Source organism: Corynebacterium urealyticum DSM 7109, assembly GCF_000069945.1.
Classification (GTDB): Bacteria; Actinomycetota; Actinomycetes; order Mycobacteriales; family Mycobacteriaceae; genus Corynebacterium; species Corynebacterium urealyticum.
The window spans coordinates 1,320,856-1,338,761 of the sequence record NC_010545.1; the positions used below are offsets into that span (position 1 = coordinate 1,320,856).

Sequence of the window (17,906 nt, forward strand, 5' to 3'; positions counted from 1 at the left end):
CGTCTCGTTAGGGGTTCGGCAGGTCGTCGAGCATCGCGGTGATCTTCAACGCTGCCTCGTCGGCCTCGGTCGGGCTCAAGTTCAGCGGTGGCACGATACGCAGCACCTCAGGCGAGGGCTTGTTGAGCAAGATGCCGTAGTCCGCTGGGTCTAGCTCGCATGGGGTGTCCAGGACGACCCCCAGCATCAAGCCACGGCCGCGGATCTCGGTGACCCGCGGGTGGTTCTGCAGGGCGGCAACCAGCTGCGCCCCAACCTGCCGCACGTTCTCCAGTAGGTTTTTCTCATTGATTTCGTCGATCACGGCGTTCGCTGCTGCACAGACCACCGGGTTCCCACCGAAGGTGGTGCCGTGCATGCCCTTGGCCAGCAGCTGGGCTCGGGGCATGGCCAGGCAGGCGCCGATCGGCAGCCCGCCGCCTAGCCCCTTGGCCATGGTGATGACGTCCGGAACAACGCCGGAGCCATCGGACTGGAAACCAAACCAGGCACCGGTGCGTCCCATCCCCGCCTGGACCTCGTCGACGACGAGGAGAATCCCACGCTCGTCGCAGATGCGACGCAGCCCGGCGAGGAAGCCCTCCGGGGCGGGGATCACGCCAGTCTCGCCCTGGATGGCCTCCAGAAAGATGGCGGCGGTGTTCTCGTCGGCCATGGCGTCGACGGCGTCGAGGTCGCCGTAGGGGTAGTACTCCACGCCCGCTGGCATCGGCTCGAAAGGCTTGCGCTTATCCGGCTGGCCAGTCAGCGCCAGAGAACCCATCGTGCGCCCGTGGAAGCCGCGCTCGGCGGCAAGAATCTTTGGCCGCCCGGTAGCGCGCGCGATCTTGAACGCAGCCTCGTTGGCTTCGGCGCCCGAGTTGCAGAAGAACACGCGTGCGTCCGCGGCCTCCTCGGTGCCGACCAGCGAGATCACCTTGCCCGCAAGCTCGATGACCTGCGGGTGGGCGAAGACGTTCGAGGTGTGCCCCAGGGTCTGCAGCTGGGTGGTCACGGCCTCCACGATCGCGGGGTGTGCATGCCCAAGGGCATTCACCGCGATGCCGGACAGCAGGTCGAGGTACTTCTTGCCCTCGCTGTCCCAGACGTAGCTGCCCTGCCCCTTAACGAGGTTCAGCGCCGGCGTGCCGTAAGTGTCCATTAGCGTGTGCTGCCAGCGGTCCTGCCACGTCGAATCCGTGGCGGGAGTGGCTTGAGATTCAGTGTTGCTCATCGCCTTGATCCTTCGGGTTGTGCGTCGGAAGAGCCTTTGGTGCTGGGTTTAGTGTTCGTAAGACTCGGAGGAAATCATCGTGCCGATACCGCCTTCGGTCATCAGCTCGAGGAGCACCGAGTGCGGGACGCGTCCGTCGATGACGTGGGCGGCCTTCACGCCGTTGTGGATGGCATCCAGGCAGGCGGTCATCTTCGGGATCATGCCGCTATCCAAGGTCGGGAGGAGCTCCTCCAACTCCGCCGGGGTCAGGCTGGAGACCAGCGAGTCCTTGTTCGGCCAATCCGTGTAGAGGCCCGGCACGTTGGTGAGCATGACGAGACGCTCGGCGTCCAGGGCCCCCGCCAACGCACCAGCGGCGGTATCGGCATTGATGTTGTAGACCAGACCGTCGTCATCCGGGGCGATCGTCGAGACCACCGGGATGCGGCCGGCATCGATGAGGTCGAACAGGCTGGTGGGATCGACGTCGGTGATGCTGCCGACCCGGCCGATGTCCACCAGTTCCCCTTCGATCTCGGGCTGGAATTTCTCGGCCGTGAACAGCCCGGCGTCCTCCCCGGAGGCGCCCACTGCGTAGGGGCCGTGCTCGTTGATGAGGCCGACCAGCTCGCGGCCGACCTTGCCGAAGAGCACCATGCGCACGTACTCCATGACCTCAGGCGAGGTCACGCGGAAGCCGCCGCGGAACTCCCCTTCCAGGCCGACTTTGTCGAGCATCATGTTGATCTGTGGCCCGCCGCCGTGCACGACGACGGGGCGCGCACCGACCGCGCGGAGGAAGACCATGTCGGCGGCGAAGGCGCGCTTGAGCTCGTCGTCAATCATGGCGTTGCCGCCGTACTTCACAACCACGATTTTGTCGCGGTAGTGCAGCAGCCATGGCAGGGCCTCGGCCAGCACGTGGGAGCGCTGCGAGGGGGTCAGCCCGCTGGTGCAGGAGGAATCGTGAATCTTAGGCATGGTGAATCCTTGGGTTACCGCTGGCGTTTAGCTCGAGTACTCGGAGTTGATCTCGACGTAGGAGTAGGACAGGTCGGTGGTCCAGACGGTGGCCTTGCCGTCGCCGCTGGCGAGGTTGACCTCGACGTCGATGTCCTCACCCGAGAGGTCAACCTCGCGGGCGTTCGGGGTTCCGGCGGCGTCGACGCAGACGTCGTGGCCGTTGAAGGACACTCGGATCCTCGTCGGGTCCATGGTTACCGGGGCCATGCCGACGGCGGCGAGCACGCGACCCCAGTTCGGGTCGGAGCCGAACATCGCGCACTTGAAGAGGTTGTCGCGACCGATGACGCGGGCGGCGGCCTTGGCCTCCTCGTCGGTGGCGGCGCCGGTGACGGTGATCGCGACCTTTTTAGTCACGCCCTCGGCGTCGCCCTGCAGCTGGCGGGTGAGGTCCAGGCAGACATCGTGGACTGCACGGGCGAACTCGGCGGCGTCCGGCTCCACACCGGAGGCACCGTTGGCGAGCATGATGAGGGTGTCGTTGGTGGAGGTGGAACCGTCCACGTCGATGCAGTCGAAGGTGACCCCGCTAGCGGCCCCCAGCGCCTCCTGGGCAGCCTCTGCGCTGGGGAGCTTGGCGTCGGTGGTGAGGAAAACGAGCATCGTGGCCAGGGATGGCGCCATCATGCCCACGCCCTTGGCCATCGCACCAATACTCCAGCCCTCGCCCTCGTAGACCGCCTGCTTGATGACGGTATCCGTGGTCATGATCGCCTCGGCAGCCTTGGTGCCGGCCTCGAGGTCGGTGGAGAGCGCTGAGGCCAGCGCACCGACTCCCGCCTCGATCTTGTCCATCGGCAGCAGGTCGCCGATCAGGCCGGTGGAGCACACGGCCACGTCAGCGGGATCAATACCCAGCGCGGTGCCGACGAGCTCGCCGGTGCGCTTGGCATCCGCCATGCCCTGCTCCCCCGTGCAGGCATTCGCGTTACCGGCGTTGATGACGGCGGCGCGGAAGGTGCCGTTGTGCAGCGACTTGGTCAGCTGGACCGGGGCAGCCTTGATCTGGTTGCGGGTAAACAGCGCGGCGGCGTGGTAGTCGGGGCCGTCGTTCACGATGAGGGCCATGTCCGGGTTTCCGGAGGGCTTGACGCCTGCGGTAACACCGGCAGCGCGGAAGCCAGCCGGTGCGGTGACTCCGGTGCGCTGACCGGCTTGTGGGTTGTGGTGTTCAGGCTGAGTGCTCACTGCGTGCTCTTCTTCTACTTCTTCGAAGGGATTGTTGTGGTGGGCTTATTCTTCGGGGGTTGAGGTCGCCGCTGGTGTTAGGACGCCGCGATGGTCGGCAAACCCGCGGTCTCGTCCCACCCGTTCATCAGGTTGAGGCACTGTACAGCGGCTCCCGCAGTGCCCTTGGTGAGATTGTCGATCGCGGAGGTGGCGACGATCATCCCGTCGTCCACGGCTACCTGCAGGTGAACCATGTTGGTTCCGGCGACGTGGCGGGTCTCTGGCTGCTGGCCTTCCGGCAGGAGGTGCAGGAAAGGCTCGGTTGCGCAGAAGTCCTCGTAGGCACGTCGGACGTCGGCGGCGCTGCCGCGGGCCGGTGCGGTGACGGTGGTGAGGATGCCGCGCACGAGCGGAGCCAGGACGGGGGTGAAGGTCACGTGGACGTCATCCCCCTGGTCCCCGCCCGGGACGAGCTCGAGGAGATTCTGCTTAATCTCCGGTGCGTGGCGGTGGGTCATGACACCGTAGGCGCGGAGGTTCTGCATGGTTTCAGCACCGAGTAGGGCCACGCTGGGCTTCTTGCCGGCGCCGGAGACACCCGTGACAGAAACGACGGAGACCTGCGGGGCCATCATGCCGGCGGCGATGCCGGGCATGGCGGCGATGGTCGCGCCGGTTGGGAAGCAGCCGGGAGCGGCGACGCGGTTGGCAGCGGCGATCTCCTCGCGGTGCCCGGGCATCTCGGGGATGCCATAGGTCCAGCTTCCGGCATGGGGGGTGCCGTAGTAGCGCTCCCACAGGTCTTCGTTGCGCAGCCGGTAATCCGCACCACAGTCCACGATCTTCATGTCCTCCGGCAGGCCCTGCTCCACGAGGGTGGCGGAGACACCGTGCGGGAGGGCGAGGATCGCCATGTCGTGCTCGGCGAGCACCTCCGGGGTGGTCTGCTGGAGGGTGCGGTCCGCCAAAGGGGTCAGTGCCGGGGCGAGTTCCCCGAAGTTCTGGCCTGCGTTGGATCCCCCGGTGAGGGCTCCGATCTCGAAGTCCACGCCGTATCCCGGGTGGTTGAGCAGCAAGCGGAGGGCTTCCCCACCTGCGTAACCGCTGGCTCCTGCGACTGCAATCTTCTTCATTCTTTAATTATGCGCCCGATCACAGGAAAATGCAATATATACACGCTTATGCAAAATATACAGCCCGCGAGGTTGGTCCTCGCGGGCTGTATAAGGGTCGCGCTCTAGAGGATTCTCCCCCAGCAACAAGGGTGCATATTAAGAATGCACTTGCGCGTTAGGAGCGCAGCTGCGTCTTAGGAGCGAAGCTGTGTCTTAAGAGCGCAGCTCGGCCCCCAGCTTCGCCGTGGCGGCGTCGATGGCTGCACGGCGACCCTCCGATGCCTCGTCCTCGGTCAGAGTGCGATCCGTCGCGCGGAAGCTCAGGGAGAAGGTCAACGAACGCTTGCCCTGACCCAGCGATTCCGACTCGTAGATATCGAACAGGCGGATGCTCTCCAGGAGCTCGCCTGCCCCCTCCTGCAGCACCTTCTGCACCTCGGCGACCGGCAGGTCCTCGTCGACCACGAGGGCGACGTCCTGATAGACCGGCGGGAAGGCCGACACCTTCGGCTGCGGGAAGCGCTCCGCGACCGGAAGGGCATCCAGGTCGATCTCGAGCGCGATGCTCCGGGCCGGGATGTTGGACCGCTCGCAGACCTGTGGGTGCAGCTCGCCCGCATGCCCCACCACGGTGCCGTCGACCAGGATCTCCGCGCAGCGGCCCGGGTGCCACGGCAGGAACTCCGCATTCCGGAACTCCACTTCCACACCCGCCGCACGCCCGATCAGGCGGGCGGCCTCGAAGGCATCCTGAGCCTCGAAGTTCTCCGCGCCGCCCCACGGGCCCTGCAGGGCACGCTGGCCGGCTGCGACCATCGCCACGTAGAGCGGCTGCTCCGGCAGGGTCTGGGCCAGCTCGTCCAGCTCCGCCTCGGACGGTCGCTGGGTCACGGCGGGCATCGGGGTCGGCTTACGCTCGCTTTCCGGCAGACGCGGCAGGGAAACCTGCTCCACACCGAACAGGGCGACATCCTTCTGGCCACGCGCGGAGTTGCGACGCAGCGCATCAATCATGGATGGCAACAGCGTGGTGCCCAGGGATGCGTGATCGGATTCCAGCGGGTTCTGAACCTTCACCACGTTGCGACGAGGATCATCCTCGGCCAGCCCCCACTCGTCGAAGACATCATTGGCGATAAACGGGGTCGGCAGGATCTCAGCAAAGCCATTCCAGGCCATCGCGTGGCCGACGCGGCGGCGCAGGCGCTGGCGTGGCGTCAGACCGCGGCCAACCGGTGCGTGCGGCAGGACCGATGGGATGTTCTCCAGGCCCTCGAGGCGGAGAACTTCCTCCACCAGGTCGGCCGGGATAGTCAGATCCGGGCGCCAGGTCGGCGGGGTGACCTCAATCTGACGGGCACCCTGACCGTCGCGCAGCCCAGTCTCGCGGACGGTGCAGCCCACCTCACGGAGGCGACCGATCGTGGTGCCGTCCGGGTAGATCATGCCCGCGACCTTGCCCGGACGGTTGGTGTGCATCTTGATCGTCGGCATGCTCGGCACCTCGCCGACCATGGTGCGACCGTTCACCACCTTGCCGCCGGCAATGCGGACGAGCAGCGAAACCGCGAAGTCCAGGGCATTGCCGATGACCGCGGCGTCGGTGCCGCGCTCGAAGCGGCGAGAAGACTCAGAGGAGAGCTTGTGGCGGCGGCAAGTGCGGGCCACGGTGAGCTCGTCCCAGTGGGCGGCCTCGAAGAGCACATCGACCGTCTCATCGGAGATCTCGGAGGTGCTGCCACCCATCACACCAGCCAGGGACTGGATTCCGGAGTCGTCGGAAATGACGACGTCCTCGCTGGACAGGGTCCGCTCCACACCGTCCAGGGTGGTCAGGGTGTCGCCCTCAGCGGCGCGGTGCACCCGCAGGTTGCCGGTGATCTTGCCGGCATCAAAAGCGTGCATCGGCTGGCCGAGCAGCATCATGACGTAGTTCGTGACGTCCGTGGCGGCGTTGACCGGGCGCTGGCCGCAGAGCATCAGCTCGCGCTGCAGCCACAGTGGGGATTCGACCTTCGGATCAATGCCCTCAACCTTGCGGATACCGAAGAGGGAGCACTTGGCGTCCTCCGCGACCTCAAGGGTGAGGATGTCCTCCTCGATGCCCGGGATGCCCGCGAAGAGGTCATCGTCGAGGGCTGCTGCCGCCGGATCAAGCGCCGGGTCGCGGTACTGCAGCTCGAAGGAGGACGCCAGCTCGCGAGCCAGGCCTCGCGCGGACAGCGCGTAGCCGCGGTCCGGGGTGACGTTGACCTCAAAGACGGTGTCGTCCAGGCCGAGCAGGCCGCGGGCGTCGTCACCGATGCCGAGACCGTTGGCCTTGATCTCCTCCTCGGAGACGGTGATGATCCCCGGGCTCGTGCCGTCGTAGAGGCCGAGCTCGGAAGCGGAGCACATCATGCCCTCGGAGACCTTGCCGTAGGTCTTGCGGGCGGAGATCTCGAATGGGCCAGGCAGCACGGTGCCCGGCAGCGCGACGATCACGTAGTCGCCCTCCGCGAAGTTGCGGGCACCACAGATGATGTTCTGCGGCTCGCCGGTGCCATTGGCCTCGCCGACGGCGACCTCGCAGTAGCGGATCGGCTTCTTGAAGCCCTCCAGCTCCTCGATGTTGCTCACCTTGCCGATGACGAGTGGGCCCTCGGTCTTCGGGAGGCGCTCGTAGCCCTCCGTCTCGAAGCCGACGCGGACGAAGCCTGCGTCGAGGTCTTCGGAGTCCACAGACCAGCTAGGGTTCGCGGTCTGCAGGATCCGAGTGAGCCAGTTCTGAGAAATCAACATGTGCTTGAAAAGGTCCTTTTGCCAGAAGAGTTGTGGAGCGGAGTTTGTTGTGGCGGCGGGGTAAAGCGGGGCTTAGCCGCGGACCCCGAATGGCAGGGTGAAACGGACGTCGCCTTCCACCATGTCACGCATGTCAGGCAGCCCGTTGCGGAACTGCAGGGTGCGCTCGATGCCCATGCCGAAGGCGAAGCCCGAGTACTCCTCCGGGTCGATTCCTGCAGCGATAAGGACGTTGGGGTTGACCATGCCGCAGCCACCCCACTCGATCCAGCCGGCGCCGCCCTTCTTATCCTCGAACCAGACGTCGACCTCGGCGGAGGGCTCGGTGAATGGGAAGTAGTTCGGGCGGATGCGGGTCTTGGTGTTCGGTCCGAACAGGGACTTCGCGAGGTGGTCCAGGGTTCCCTTGAGGTGGGCCATGGTCAGGCCCTTGTCCACGGCCAGCCCCTCGACCTGGTGGAAGACCGGGGTGTGGGTGGCGTCCAGCTCGTCGGTGCGGAACACACGGCCTGGGCAGGCGATGTAGACCGGTACCTCGCGGGAGAGCATGGTGCGCATCTGCACCGGGGAGGTGTGGGTGCGCAGCACCTGGCGGGAACCTTGCGGTGCGATGTGGAAGGTGTCCTGGAGGGTGCGGGCCGGGTGGTCCGGGATGAAGTTCAGGGAGTCGAAGTTGAAGTACTCCGCCTCGACCTCCGGACCATCGGCGATTTCCCAGCCCATGCCGACGAAGATGTCCGCGATCTGCTCGTTGAGGATCGTGATCGGGTGCTGGGCGCCAACCTGGCCGCGGGTGGTGGGCTGGGTGACGTCGATGCGCTCGGCGCGCAGCGCCTCCTGGTTGCGCTTCTCCTCCAGCTCGGCCTTCACCTGGGCGAAGAGCTTCTCGACGCGGCCGCGTGCCATGTTGACGATGCGGCCAGCGTCCTTGCGCTGATCCTTCGGCAGGGAGCCGAGGGAACGGCGGGCAGCGGGGATCGGAGCGTCGTCGCCGAGGTGCGCACGACGGGCCTCGGCGAGTTCCTCGAGGTTGGTCGCGGAGGTAAAGGCCTTCTCGGCGGCTTCGGCCGCAGCCCCCATCGACTCTTCAGAGATTTCTACAGCAGCCTCAGGCGACACTGGGGATTCCGACAACGGGGGCTCCTCGCAACACGTAAAACGACTATTTCAGGCTACAGCTTAGCAATCTGTGCTTTGGAGGATTCGTAAAGGCACACACTTGCCGCCGTGGCGAGGTTCAGCGATTCAGCCTGCCCTTGCATCGGGATACTCACCCGGATATCCGCAAGGTCGAGCCAGTCCCCCAGCCCGTGCGCCTCGTTGCCGAAAAGCCATGCGGTGGGCTGGGCGAGCATGCCATTGGCGGGGTCGGCCGCCTCGTGGAGGTTGACATCCCCGTCCGCTGCGGTAGCGAGGATCTGGAACTCCGCCTCGTGGAGTTTCTCGACGACCTCCACCACCGAGGTGTTGCGGGCGACCGGCAGGTTGAACAGGCTTCCGGCTGATGCGCGCACCGCCTTGCCACCCTGCGGATCCACGGTATTTCCCGCGAAGAGGACTCCCCCGGCGCCGAAAGCATCGGCGACACGGATGATGGTTCCCGCGTTCCCGGGCTCGTTCGTCTCGACGGGCACAGCAATGAGTGGGCTGTTCTTGACGGCGCTAGCGATGAGGGCATCGTCGTCGACCATCTGGTTTGCGCAGAGGGCGAACAGGCCGGTGTGGGTGACCGTCTCGGAGAGGTGATCGGCCGCGCGTTCGGTGATCAGGTGGACGTGGGTGCTGGTGACGTCCTGAAGGAAAGGAAAACGTTCCCACGCAGCCTCGGTGACGTAGAGGTCAAGGACCTCGCCCCGAGCAAGCGCGGCGGTGACGGCGTTTTCCCCCTCGGCGAGGAAACGGCCGGTCTTGCGCCGGGTCGCGGCGCGGTGCAGCTTGGCGGCATTGACAATGCGGGGCGTGCGTTCAGTGAACATCTCCATGGCTTTACAGCCTAGTCGGGTTGCTGTGGGGCGATGACAGTGGTGCCCCGCTGCCCGGCCCTCCCCTGTTGGGACACTTCACTGCTAGGCGCCCAGCTCCATTGCACGCACAGTATGCGATGTAGACATGAAAAACCGCCCCCGACGCGATGCGCGTCGAAGGCGGGAAGAGGCTTAACGCCTCGGCTGGCTTTAGGAAGCTGCCGGTGCGTTGACGTCCTCCGGCAGAGCAGCCTTTGCAGCCTCGCACAGTGCGGTGAAGGCAGCAGCGTCGGAGACAGCCAGCTCGGCCAGGACCTTGCGGTCGACCTCGATCTCGGCCAGCTTCAGGCCCTGGATCAGGCGGTTGTAGGTCATGTCGTTCTGACGAGCAGCGGCGTTGATGCGCTGGATCCACAGCTTGCGGAACTCACCCTTGCGGGCGCGACGGTCGCGGAAGGCGTAGGTCTTGGAGTGGAGCATCTGCTCCTTCGCCTTGCGGTACAGGCGGGAGCGCTGGCCCCGGTAGCCCTTCGCAGAATTGAGTACTTCGCGACGCTTCTTCTTTGCGTTCACAGAGCGCTTGACACGTGCCACGGTGATACGTCCTTTACTTCAGGTTGTTCTTTAGTATGTCGAGAAAAGGGGGAGGCTTAAGGTTATTAAGCCTTGCCCAGCAGGCGCTTCATGCGCTTGTTGTCGGCTGCGGACACGTCGGTGGTGCCCTTCAGGCGGCGGGTGCGGGTGGACGGCTTGCCCTCAAGAAGGTGGCGTCGGTAGGCGCGCTCGCGACGGAGCTTGCCGGAACCGGTGACCTTGATGCGCTTAGCGGTACCCTTGTGCGTCTTCTGCTTCATTGGTGAAAATCCTCTAGCAACGTTTGTGAACTACTGAGACTACTTCTTGCCCTTGTTGCGGACGGGGCCGAGAACCATCGTCATGTTGCGACCGTCCTGCTTCGGACGGGACTCAACCTGACCGACTTCCTCAACGTCAGCGGCAAGACGCTCCAGGAGGCGGAAGCCCAGCTCGGGGCGGGACTGCTCGCGACCACGGAACATGATCGTGACCTTGACCTTCGAACCCTTCTCCAGGAAACGAACGACGTTACCCTTCTTGGTCTCGTAGTCGTGGTCATCGATCTTCGGGCGGAACTTCTGCTCCTTGACCACAGTCTGCTGCTGATTACGTCGAGCCTCGCGGGCCTTCTGAGCCTGTTCGTACTTGAACTTGCCGTAGTCCATGATCTTGGCCACAGGCGGCTTCGCGTTCGGCGCAACCTCTACAAGATCGAGGTCTGCTTCATAGGCCAGTTTGCGAGCATCGTCCGTCTTGACAATGCCGACCTGTTCACCGTTGGGACCGACGAGTCGGACCTCGGGGACTCGAATTCGGTCGTTGATGCGAGCTTCAGCGCTGATGTGAACTCCTCAGTAGCAGTAGTAAGTGATCTTTACCGCAACTGCTTGTGAAGCCCTATAAAATCCCCCGCGCCGGAGCGCCCAAATAAAAGCCCCCTTCAACCATACGGAAGAGGCTGCGAGGATAAAGCCTCGCTTTGGACCCGAGCCCAACCAGTGACGGCGGTCTAAGGTGGGAGAAAAAGAACTCCACTTGCAGCTTGTCGACACACGACAAGCGGTAGTGCTCATGAATATAGCACGCAGATCTTAGGCGGGCAACATGGGCGCGAGGTATGTCGCGGTGTGGGAGCCGGCGACCTTCGCAACCTCCTCCGGGGTTCCCTGGGCCACGACTGTGCCGCCACCCGAGCCGCCCTCCGGGCCCATGTCGATGATCCAGTCTGCGGACTTAATGACATCCAGGTTGTGCTCGATGATCAGCACCGTATTGCCCTTGTCCACCAAGCCCTGCAGAACAAGCATGAGCTTACGGATGTCCTCAAAGTGCAGACCGGTAGTCGGCTCGTCGAGGATGTAGATCGTCCGCCCGTTGGAGCGCTTCTGCAGCTCGGCTGCGAGCTTCACACGCTGCGCCTCACCGCCAGACAGCGTGGTGGCCGCCTGGCCAAGACGCACGTAGCCCAGACCAACATCCACGAGCGTATTGAGGTAGCGTGCGATCGCCGTGATCGGCTCGAAGAACTCCGCCGCTTCGGAGATCGGCATGTCGAGGACCTCGGCGATGTTCTTGCCCTTGTACTTCACCTCGAGCGTTTCGCGGTTGTACCGGGCACCGTCGCAGACCTCACAGGGCACGTAGACATCTGGCAGGAAGTTCATCTCGATCTTCAGCGTGCCGTCGCCGTGGCAGGCCTCGCATCGCCCGCCCTTGACGTTGAAGCTGAAGCGCCCGGCCGTGTAACCGCGCACCTTCGCCTCCGTAGTTTCCGCGAAGAGCTTGCGCACCTTGTCGAAAACACCGGTATAGGTCGCGGGATTAGAGCGCGGGGTGCGCCCGATCGGGCTCTGGTCGACCTGCACGAGCTTGTCCAGCTGGTCGAGTCCGCTGACCTTCTTGTGGCGCCCCGGCACCAGGCGGGCACCGTTGAGCTGATTAGCCAGCGACCGCGCCAGAATGCCGTTGACGAGGGAAGATTTGCCCGAACCCGACACGCCGGTGATGCAGGTCATCACACCGAGCGGGATCGAAACGTCCACCTTCTTGAGGTTATTTTCCTGCGCCCCGTGGATCGTGAGCATCCGCTCACTATCGATCTCGCGGCGGGATTCCGGCACCGCCAGAACCCGGCGCCCGGCGAGGTAGTCACCGGTCAGCGAGCGTTCGGCACCCGTGATGCCCTCGGGCCCGCCGGAGTAGACGATATGCCCGCCGTACTCGCCGGCGTTTGGTCCGATATCCACCAGCCAGTCCGCCGCACGAATCGTGTCCTCATCGTGCTCGACGACGATCAGGGTATTCCCCAGGTCGCGGAGGTTCTCCAGGGTCGTGATCAACCGGGCGTTATCCCGTTGGTGCAGACCGATCGAAGGCTCGTCCAGCACGTAGAGAACGCCTGCCAGGCCCGCACCAATCTGGGTTGCCAGGCGGATACGTTGCGCCTCGCCACCGGAGAGCGTGCCCGCCGATCGGGACAGGGCGAGGTAGTCCAGGCCGACGTCCAGCAGGAACTTCAGGCGCGCCTGTGTTTCGCGCAGCACCGCGCCGGCGATCATCTCCTGGCGCTTATTCAGCGTGAGGTTATCCAAGAACTCGCTGGCATCGGCGATGGAGAGGTCGGACACCCCCGCGATGGATAGCTCCCGATCCCCCGAGGCGATGGTCACAGCCAGCACCTCCGGCTTCAGGCGCGCCCCGTTACAGGTCGGGCACGCTACCTCGCGCATGTAGCTGCGGTAACGGTCCTTGGACCAGTCGGAGTCGGTCTGGTCCAGCTTGCGCTTCAAGAAGGGCATCACGCCCTCGAAGGGTGCGTTGTACCGACGCTGGCGGCCATAACGGTTCTTGTAGCTCACGCTGATCGGGGTGGGGTGCCCCTTCAAGACGGCCTTCTGCTCGGCCTTCGTCAGCTCCGACCACGGAGTCTTCGGGTCAATGTCCAGTTCCTTGCACAGCGCAGTGATGAGCTTGTCGAAGTAGCGCGCGTTCGGGCTGGACGTCCACGGGGCGATGGCCTTATTCAGCGGCGCGTCCTCGTCCGGGATGACGAGCATTTCATCAACCTCAAGCTTCGTGCCCAGGCCGTCGCAGGCCGGGCACGCACCGAACGGAGAGTTGAAGGAAAAGGCGCGCGGCTCAAGCTCGTCGAGCTGCAGGGCGTGGCCGTTGGGGCAGGCCATCTTCTCGGAGAAGCGCCGCTGACGATTCGGATCGTCCTCGTCGAGACCGACGAACTCGATGACGACGACACCGTCCGCGCGGCGCAGTGCCGTCTCGACGGAGTCGGTGAGTCGCTGCTTCTGGTTTTCCTTCACCTGGAGGCGGTCGATGACGACATCGATGTCGTGCTTGACCTGCTTCTCCAGCTGCGGTGGGTCAGTCAGGCGGTGGACCTCGCCGTCGACCCGGACGCGGGCGTAACCTTCCGCAGCGAGTTCCTCGAAGAGGTCGACGAATTCGCCCTTGCGGGTGCGCACGACCGGCGCAAGGACCTGGAACTTGGTTCCGGCTTCCATGGCCATGATCTGGTCCACGATTTCCTGCGGAGTCTGCCGCTGGATCACTTCGCCACACGTCGGGCAGTGCGGGGTGCCGGTGCGGGCGAAGAGCAGGCGCAGATAGTCGAAGATCTCGGTCACGGTACCCACGGTGGAACGTGGGTTGTGGTTGGTCGACTTCTGGTCAATGGAGACCGCCGGCGAGAGCCCTTCGATGAAGTCCACATCCGGCTTATCGAGGCGGCCGAGGAACATGCGGGCATAGGAGCTCAGGGACTCGACGTAGCGCCGTTGCCCCTCAGCGAAGATGGTGTCGAAGGCCAGCGATGACTTCCCGGAACCGGACAGCCCCGTAAAGACGATCATTTTGTCCCTCGGCAGCTCGAGGTCCACCCCCTTGAGGTTGTGCTCGCGTGCACCGCGGACCAAAAGCTTCTCTGCCACTCGTCCTCCTGTTTGGCTTTGTCCCTGAGCCGCGCCTGGGTGGCGCGGGCTCAGGATGAGTTCATTCCCACTGTACGACAAGTAGATATGCTCGAGTTCATGCATATGTCACAGGTCAGTGAGTTCGGACATCTTTCCAACCCCCGAGATGTCGAGATTATTTCCACGGATGCCACGATCGTGGCGCGCACCTCAGTCGGCGAGATGGATAACAACGTCTACCTCATCGCCAGCGGCGGCAACGCGCTGCTCATTGACGCGGCTACGGACGCTGAGCACATCCTGGCCCTGGCGGATCAGCTGCGGGTGACCATCACCGACGTCCTCACCACCCACCAGCATGGCGACCACGTGCAGGCGCTGGAGGAGGTTCTGGCGGCAACGGGTGCGCGTCACCACGCACCACGCAAGGAGGCCACCAACCTGCCAGCCCCGGCCGATGAGGTCTACGGCAACGACGAAGGGACCCCGGAGCTGCTGCGTTTGAAGGGTAACTGCTCGGAGTTGAAGATGACTGCGGTGGAGCTGCGGGGCCACACCCCGGGCGGCATCGCCGTGCACGTGGAACTGCCGGAAGACGCCCCACGCATGTTCGTCGGGGATAGCGTGTTCCCAGGCGGGGTCGGCAAAACGAACTCCCCGGAGGAGTTCCAGCAGCTGCTCTCGGACGTCACGCAGCGGGTGTTCAGCCTGCCCGACGGCACGCGGCTGCACCCCGGCCACGGCGACAGCACCACCGTCGGCGACGAGGCCCCGCACGTCGAGGAGTGGGCCGAGCGGGGCTGGTAATCCCGCGAAACGCGCAGCTGGCGCCCGGCCACTCGCGTAGACTTGATCCCCTAACGCTGGATAAAACTCCAGCTATCTTGCTACCCACACCGAAGGAGTCTTCATGCTTCGCAAGATCGCCCGTCCCCTGATGGCTTCGGCATTCATCGCCGATGGTGTCCAGATGGTGAAAAGCCCGCAGAATCACGCGAAGAACGCCGAGGTTGTGACCGGCACCCTGCGCAAGGTTCTGCCACCGCAGGCTGCTGGCCTGCTACCACGTGACGCGGAAACCAACGTGCGCATCGCGGGTGGCACCAAGATCGCCGCCGCTGCCCTGCTGGCCCGCGGTAAGGCGCCGCGCCTGGCCGCCGCAGCGCTCGCAGCCGCACACCTGCCTGCGATCCTGACCCGCCACGACATCAAGAACGTCGCCGGCAAGGGCGGCCAGAACACCCAGCTGACCACCCTCCTGGCGGACGTCGGCCTGCTGGGTGGTCTGTTGATCGCCGCCGAGGACACTGCCGGCAAGCCGGGCCTGGCATGGCGCGCGCAGCAGGCGCTGCCGGGCAAGTCCCAGCAGCAGGAGATGCTCGCCACCGCGCAGGACTACGCCAGCGACTTCTCCGAGAAGGCCCGCGAGCTGGCTTCTGAGGCCTCGGACAGCATCTCCTCTGCAGCGAGCGCTGTGAGCGACTACGTCGACGAGCACTCCGACGAGTGGCGCGACACCGCCTACCAGGTGCGCGACCAGGCGAGCGCGTATGCTGAGACCTTTGCTGAGGAGCTGCAGGACAGCACGAAGGGCCTGTCCAAGAAGGCAAAGAAGGCCAAGAAGAAGGCGAAGAAGCTCAAGTAAGCCCGTTGCACCGGAGGTAGATTGACCAGCCCCGCATCTCGCGGCACCACGAATAATGCCGACCGCTCGCTCGCAGAGGCCATCGCGAGCGAGCAGGACCATCTCGATGACCTGCTGGCTGAGGTGGACGCCACGACCGCCACGCTGAAGAAGCGACTGGCCAGCGTCCGAGCCACGGCAGATATCGATGACCCGCAGGGGCTGATGCGCCGCGACCGCGAGATCCAGGACATCTCGCAGCGACTGGATAACCTGTCCATCGCGGAGATCGGACTGATGTTCGGCCGCATCGACGTGGCCGATGAGGAGCCAGAGAATCCGGTGTCAGGCTCCCCCGATCTGGACCGCCGCTATATCGGGCGGCTGGGGCTGCACACCCGCGACGACGAGATGCGTACCCTCCTGATGGACTGGCGCGCACCGATGGCCCGCCCCTTCTACCTCGCCACCACCCTGCACCCAGATGGGGTGCACCTGCGCCGCCACATCAAGACTCGCGGGCGGAAGGTGACCCACGTCGCCGATGAGCGGCTCACCACCCGCGGCGAGGACCAGACGTCCTTAACTGAAAAGACGACGTCCGCGGCGGGAGGGGTGGCTCAGGAGGCCGCGCTGTTGGACGCGGTGAACGCGGCCCGCAGCACGCGGATGGGCGACATCGTGGAGACCATCGCCGCGGAGCAGGACGCCATCATCCGCAGCGAGCACCGCTCCGTCACCGTCGTCCAGGGTGCGCCGGGGACCGGGAAGACCGCGGTCGCGCTGCACCGCGCGGCCTACCTGCTGTACACGTGGCGCGAGCAGCTCGCGAAGACGGGCGTGCTCATCGTCGGCCCGAATGCGCGCTTCCTGGACTACATCTCGCAGGTGCTGCCCTCCCTGGGTGAGACCGGCGTGGTGCTGGCGACCCCGGGCACGCTCCTGCCGGGGGTGAAGACGCGGCCCGAACCGAGCCTGCTGGCCCGTGAGGTCAAGGGCAGCGCGGAGATGCTGCACATCCTGAAGCTGGCGGTGCAGTCCTGGCAGCAGGTGCCGGAGCAGCCGCGCGATTTCATGGTAGATGGCGTGGCCGTGGAGTTGAGCCCGAAGATGGTCCGCGCCGCCCGCACCCGGGCGCGACGTAGCCGCAAGCCCCACAACCAGGCCCGGCCACTGTTCGTGGATCATGCGATCAGTTCCCTGGCGGATGCGTTGGCGCAGACGATCGGGCGCGACCCCCTCGGCGGGGAGAACTTGCTGACCGCGGAAGACCGCACCAGCCTGCGCGATGACCTGCGCGAGGAGCCCGCGGTGGTGGCAGCGTTGGACGAGTTCTGGCCGGAACTCACGCCGGAGCAGGTACTGGCCGACCTGTACGAGCATGCCGAGGAGATCGCCTCGGAGTACGACGAGGACACGATCCGCGGGCTGCAGGCCACCCCGCCGGTGGAGCTGGACGGTGGCCAGATCCTGTGGACTGCCGCAGATGCGCCGCTGCTCGACGAACTGGCGGACATGCTGGGCATCATCGACGACGAGGCGGCCGAGAAGGCGGAGCGTGAGGAGTGGCTGGCGAAGATCGCGGAGGCCCAGGACGCGCTGGACATCCTCACGGGCTCGGCGACCCAGGACTTGGACGATGGCTTCGCCCCGGAGATCCTCATGGCCTATGACGTCATCGACGCCGAGCAGCTAGCGGGTCGCCAGCGAGTACGCGACGCGCGCAGCACGGCGCAGCGTGCCGCCCAGGACCTGCGCTGGGCCTTCGGCCACGTCATCGTGGACGAAGCCCAGGAGCTTTCGGAGATGGACTGGCGGATGATCTTCCGCCGCTCCCCCAACCGGTGGATGACCGTGGTTGGTGATCCGGCACAAACGGGAAACCCGGCGGGTGTGGCCTCCTGGGGCGAGACCCTGGCCCCTTATGTGTCGGATCGCTGGGAGCTGAAGGAACTCAGCGTGAACTACCGCACGCCGCAGGACATCGCGGACGTGGCCAATCAGTTGCTCCCCGAGATCGCCGCGGATCAGGAGCCCGCGATCGCGCTGCGCGGCACCGGCACGGGTGTGGCTTATGCGGCGCGGACGAAGTTGGCCGACGCGCTGCCCGAGATCGCGCGGCGGGCCGGCGAGGGCCTGGTGGGGATCATCGCCAGCGATGCGGACCTTGAGTGGGCACGCGGGAAGGTGACTGCGGCCTTGGGCGATGCGCTGGGCTCTGACCTGGTCGGCATCGACGCGGAGGTGCTGGTGGTCAGCACCGCCGAGGCGAAGGGCCTGGAGTTCGACGAGGTCGTGCTCATCGAGCCCGCCGCGATCGTCGCTGCCTCCCCACAGGGACTGCAGGACCTCTACGTGGCAATCACCCGTGCGACCCAGGGTTTGAGCGTGTTCGCGGACCAGCCACTGCCCTGGGATCAGGGTTAAGCGCGCAGGTCAGGTTCTTTTTAGCGCGGCGGCATGACCAAGTGATCAACAAATTCTTAAAAGGCTCTTAGCTGGCTATAATCTCATTCAATCCACTCACCCGCT

14 protein-coding genes are annotated in these 17,906 nt (G+C 65.2%); 3 read left to right on the top strand and 11 right to left on the bottom strand.

The window, feature by feature from the left end; genetic code table 11:
* Nucleotides 1–7: 7 nt before the first annotated feature.
* From CU_RS05620 to uvrA, 11 genes are all read right to left on the bottom strand, one after another.
* Nucleotides 8–1,213: an acetylornithine transaminase gene (locus CU_RS05620; protein ID WP_012360362.1), complete on the bottom strand. Its 1,206-nt coding sequence runs from the start codon at nucleotides 1,211–1,213 to the stop codon at nucleotides 8–10.
* Between the two features lie 48 nt (nucleotides 1,214–1,261).
* On the bottom strand, nucleotides 1,262–2,176 hold the full coding sequence (gene argB / locus CU_RS05625; protein ID WP_012360363.1) for an acetylglutamate kinase: 915 nt from the start codon (nucleotides 2,174–2,176) through the stop codon (nucleotides 1,262–1,264).
* 27 nt (nucleotides 2,177–2,203) lie between these two features.
* Nucleotides 2,204–3,406 carry a bifunctional glutamate N-acetyltransferase/amino-acid acetyltransferase ArgJ gene (argJ, locus tag CU_RS05630; RefSeq protein WP_012360364.1) on the bottom strand — a complete coding sequence of 401 codons (1,203 nt, stop codon included), beginning with the start codon at nucleotides 3,404–3,406 and terminating at the stop codon, nucleotides 2,204–2,206.
* Between the two features lie 77 nt (nucleotides 3,407–3,483).
* Complete coding sequence (gene argC, locus CU_RS05635; protein WP_012360365.1) at nucleotides 3,484–4,521, bottom strand: N-acetyl-gamma-glutamyl-phosphate reductase; 1,038 nt, start codon at nucleotides 4,519–4,521, stop codon at nucleotides 3,484–3,486.
* A 195-nt stretch (nucleotides 4,522–4,716) separates the two neighbouring features.
* Nucleotides 4,717–7,284, bottom strand: a complete 2,568-nt coding sequence (pheT, locus tag CU_RS05640) for a phenylalanine--tRNA ligase subunit beta (protein ID WP_012360366.1) — start codon at nucleotides 7,282–7,284, stop codon at nucleotides 4,717–4,719.
* Nucleotides 7,285–7,356: 72 nt separating this feature from the next.
* Nucleotides 7,357–8,364 (bottom strand): phenylalanine--tRNA ligase subunit alpha, encoded by a 1,008-nt coding sequence (gene pheS / locus CU_RS05645; RefSeq protein ID WP_095075322.1) that lies wholly within the window; start codon nucleotides 8,362–8,364, stop codon nucleotides 7,357–7,359.
* Nucleotides 8,365–8,456: 92 nt separating this feature from the next.
* On the bottom strand, nucleotides 8,457–9,266 hold the full coding sequence (locus CU_RS05650; protein ID WP_012360368.1) for a TrmH family RNA methyltransferase: 810 nt from the start codon (nucleotides 9,264–9,266) through the stop codon (nucleotides 8,457–8,459).
* Nucleotides 9,267–9,458: 192 nt separating this feature from the next.
* Nucleotides 9,459–9,842 carry a 50S ribosomal protein L20 gene (rplT, locus tag CU_RS05655; RefSeq protein WP_012360369.1) on the bottom strand — a complete coding sequence of 128 codons (384 nt, stop codon included), beginning with the start codon at nucleotides 9,840–9,842 and terminating at the stop codon, nucleotides 9,459–9,461.
* Nucleotides 9,843–9,907: 65 nt separating this feature from the next.
* Nucleotides 9,908–10,102, bottom strand: coding sequence for a 50S ribosomal protein L35 (gene rpmI, locus CU_RS05660; protein WP_012360370.1), 195 nt, complete (start codon nucleotides 10,100–10,102; stop codon nucleotides 9,908–9,910).
* Between the two features lie 39 nt (nucleotides 10,103–10,141).
* Nucleotides 10,142–10,666 (bottom strand): translation initiation factor IF-3, encoded by a 525-nt coding sequence (infC, locus tag CU_RS05665; protein ID WP_081477610.1) that lies wholly within the window; start codon nucleotides 10,664–10,666, stop codon nucleotides 10,142–10,144.
* Between the two features lie 249 nt (nucleotides 10,667–10,915).
* Complete coding sequence (gene uvrA / locus CU_RS05670; RefSeq protein WP_012360373.1) at nucleotides 10,916–13,768, bottom strand: excinuclease ABC subunit UvrA; 2,853 nt, start codon at nucleotides 13,766–13,768, stop codon at nucleotides 10,916–10,918.
* A gap of 105 nt (nucleotides 13,769–13,873) precedes the next feature.
* Here uvrA and CU_RS05675 point away from each other — a divergent pair, with 105 nt between their 5' ends.
* The 3 genes from CU_RS05675 to CU_RS05685 all read left to right on the top strand — a co-directional run bounded on the left by CU_RS05675 (nucleotide 13,874) and on the right by CU_RS05685 (nucleotide 17,801).
* Nucleotides 13,874–14,557: an MBL fold metallo-hydrolase gene (locus CU_RS05675; RefSeq protein ID WP_012360374.1), complete on the top strand. Its 684-nt coding sequence runs from the start codon at nucleotides 13,874–13,876 to the stop codon at nucleotides 14,555–14,557.
* A 103-nt stretch (nucleotides 14,558–14,660) separates the two neighbouring features.
* The gene (locus CU_RS05680) at nucleotides 14,661–15,395 is read left to right on the top strand and encodes a DoxX family membrane protein (RefSeq protein WP_012360375.1); all 735 of its coding nucleotides are present in this window, start codon (nucleotides 14,661–14,663) and stop codon (nucleotides 15,393–15,395) included.
* Nucleotides 15,396–15,416: 21 nt separating this feature from the next.
* The gene (locus CU_RS05685) at nucleotides 15,417–17,801 is read left to right on the top strand and encodes a HelD family protein (RefSeq protein WP_012360376.1); all 2,385 of its coding nucleotides are present in this window, start codon (nucleotides 15,417–15,419) and stop codon (nucleotides 17,799–17,801) included.
* Nucleotides 17,802–17,906: the final 105 nt, after the last annotated feature.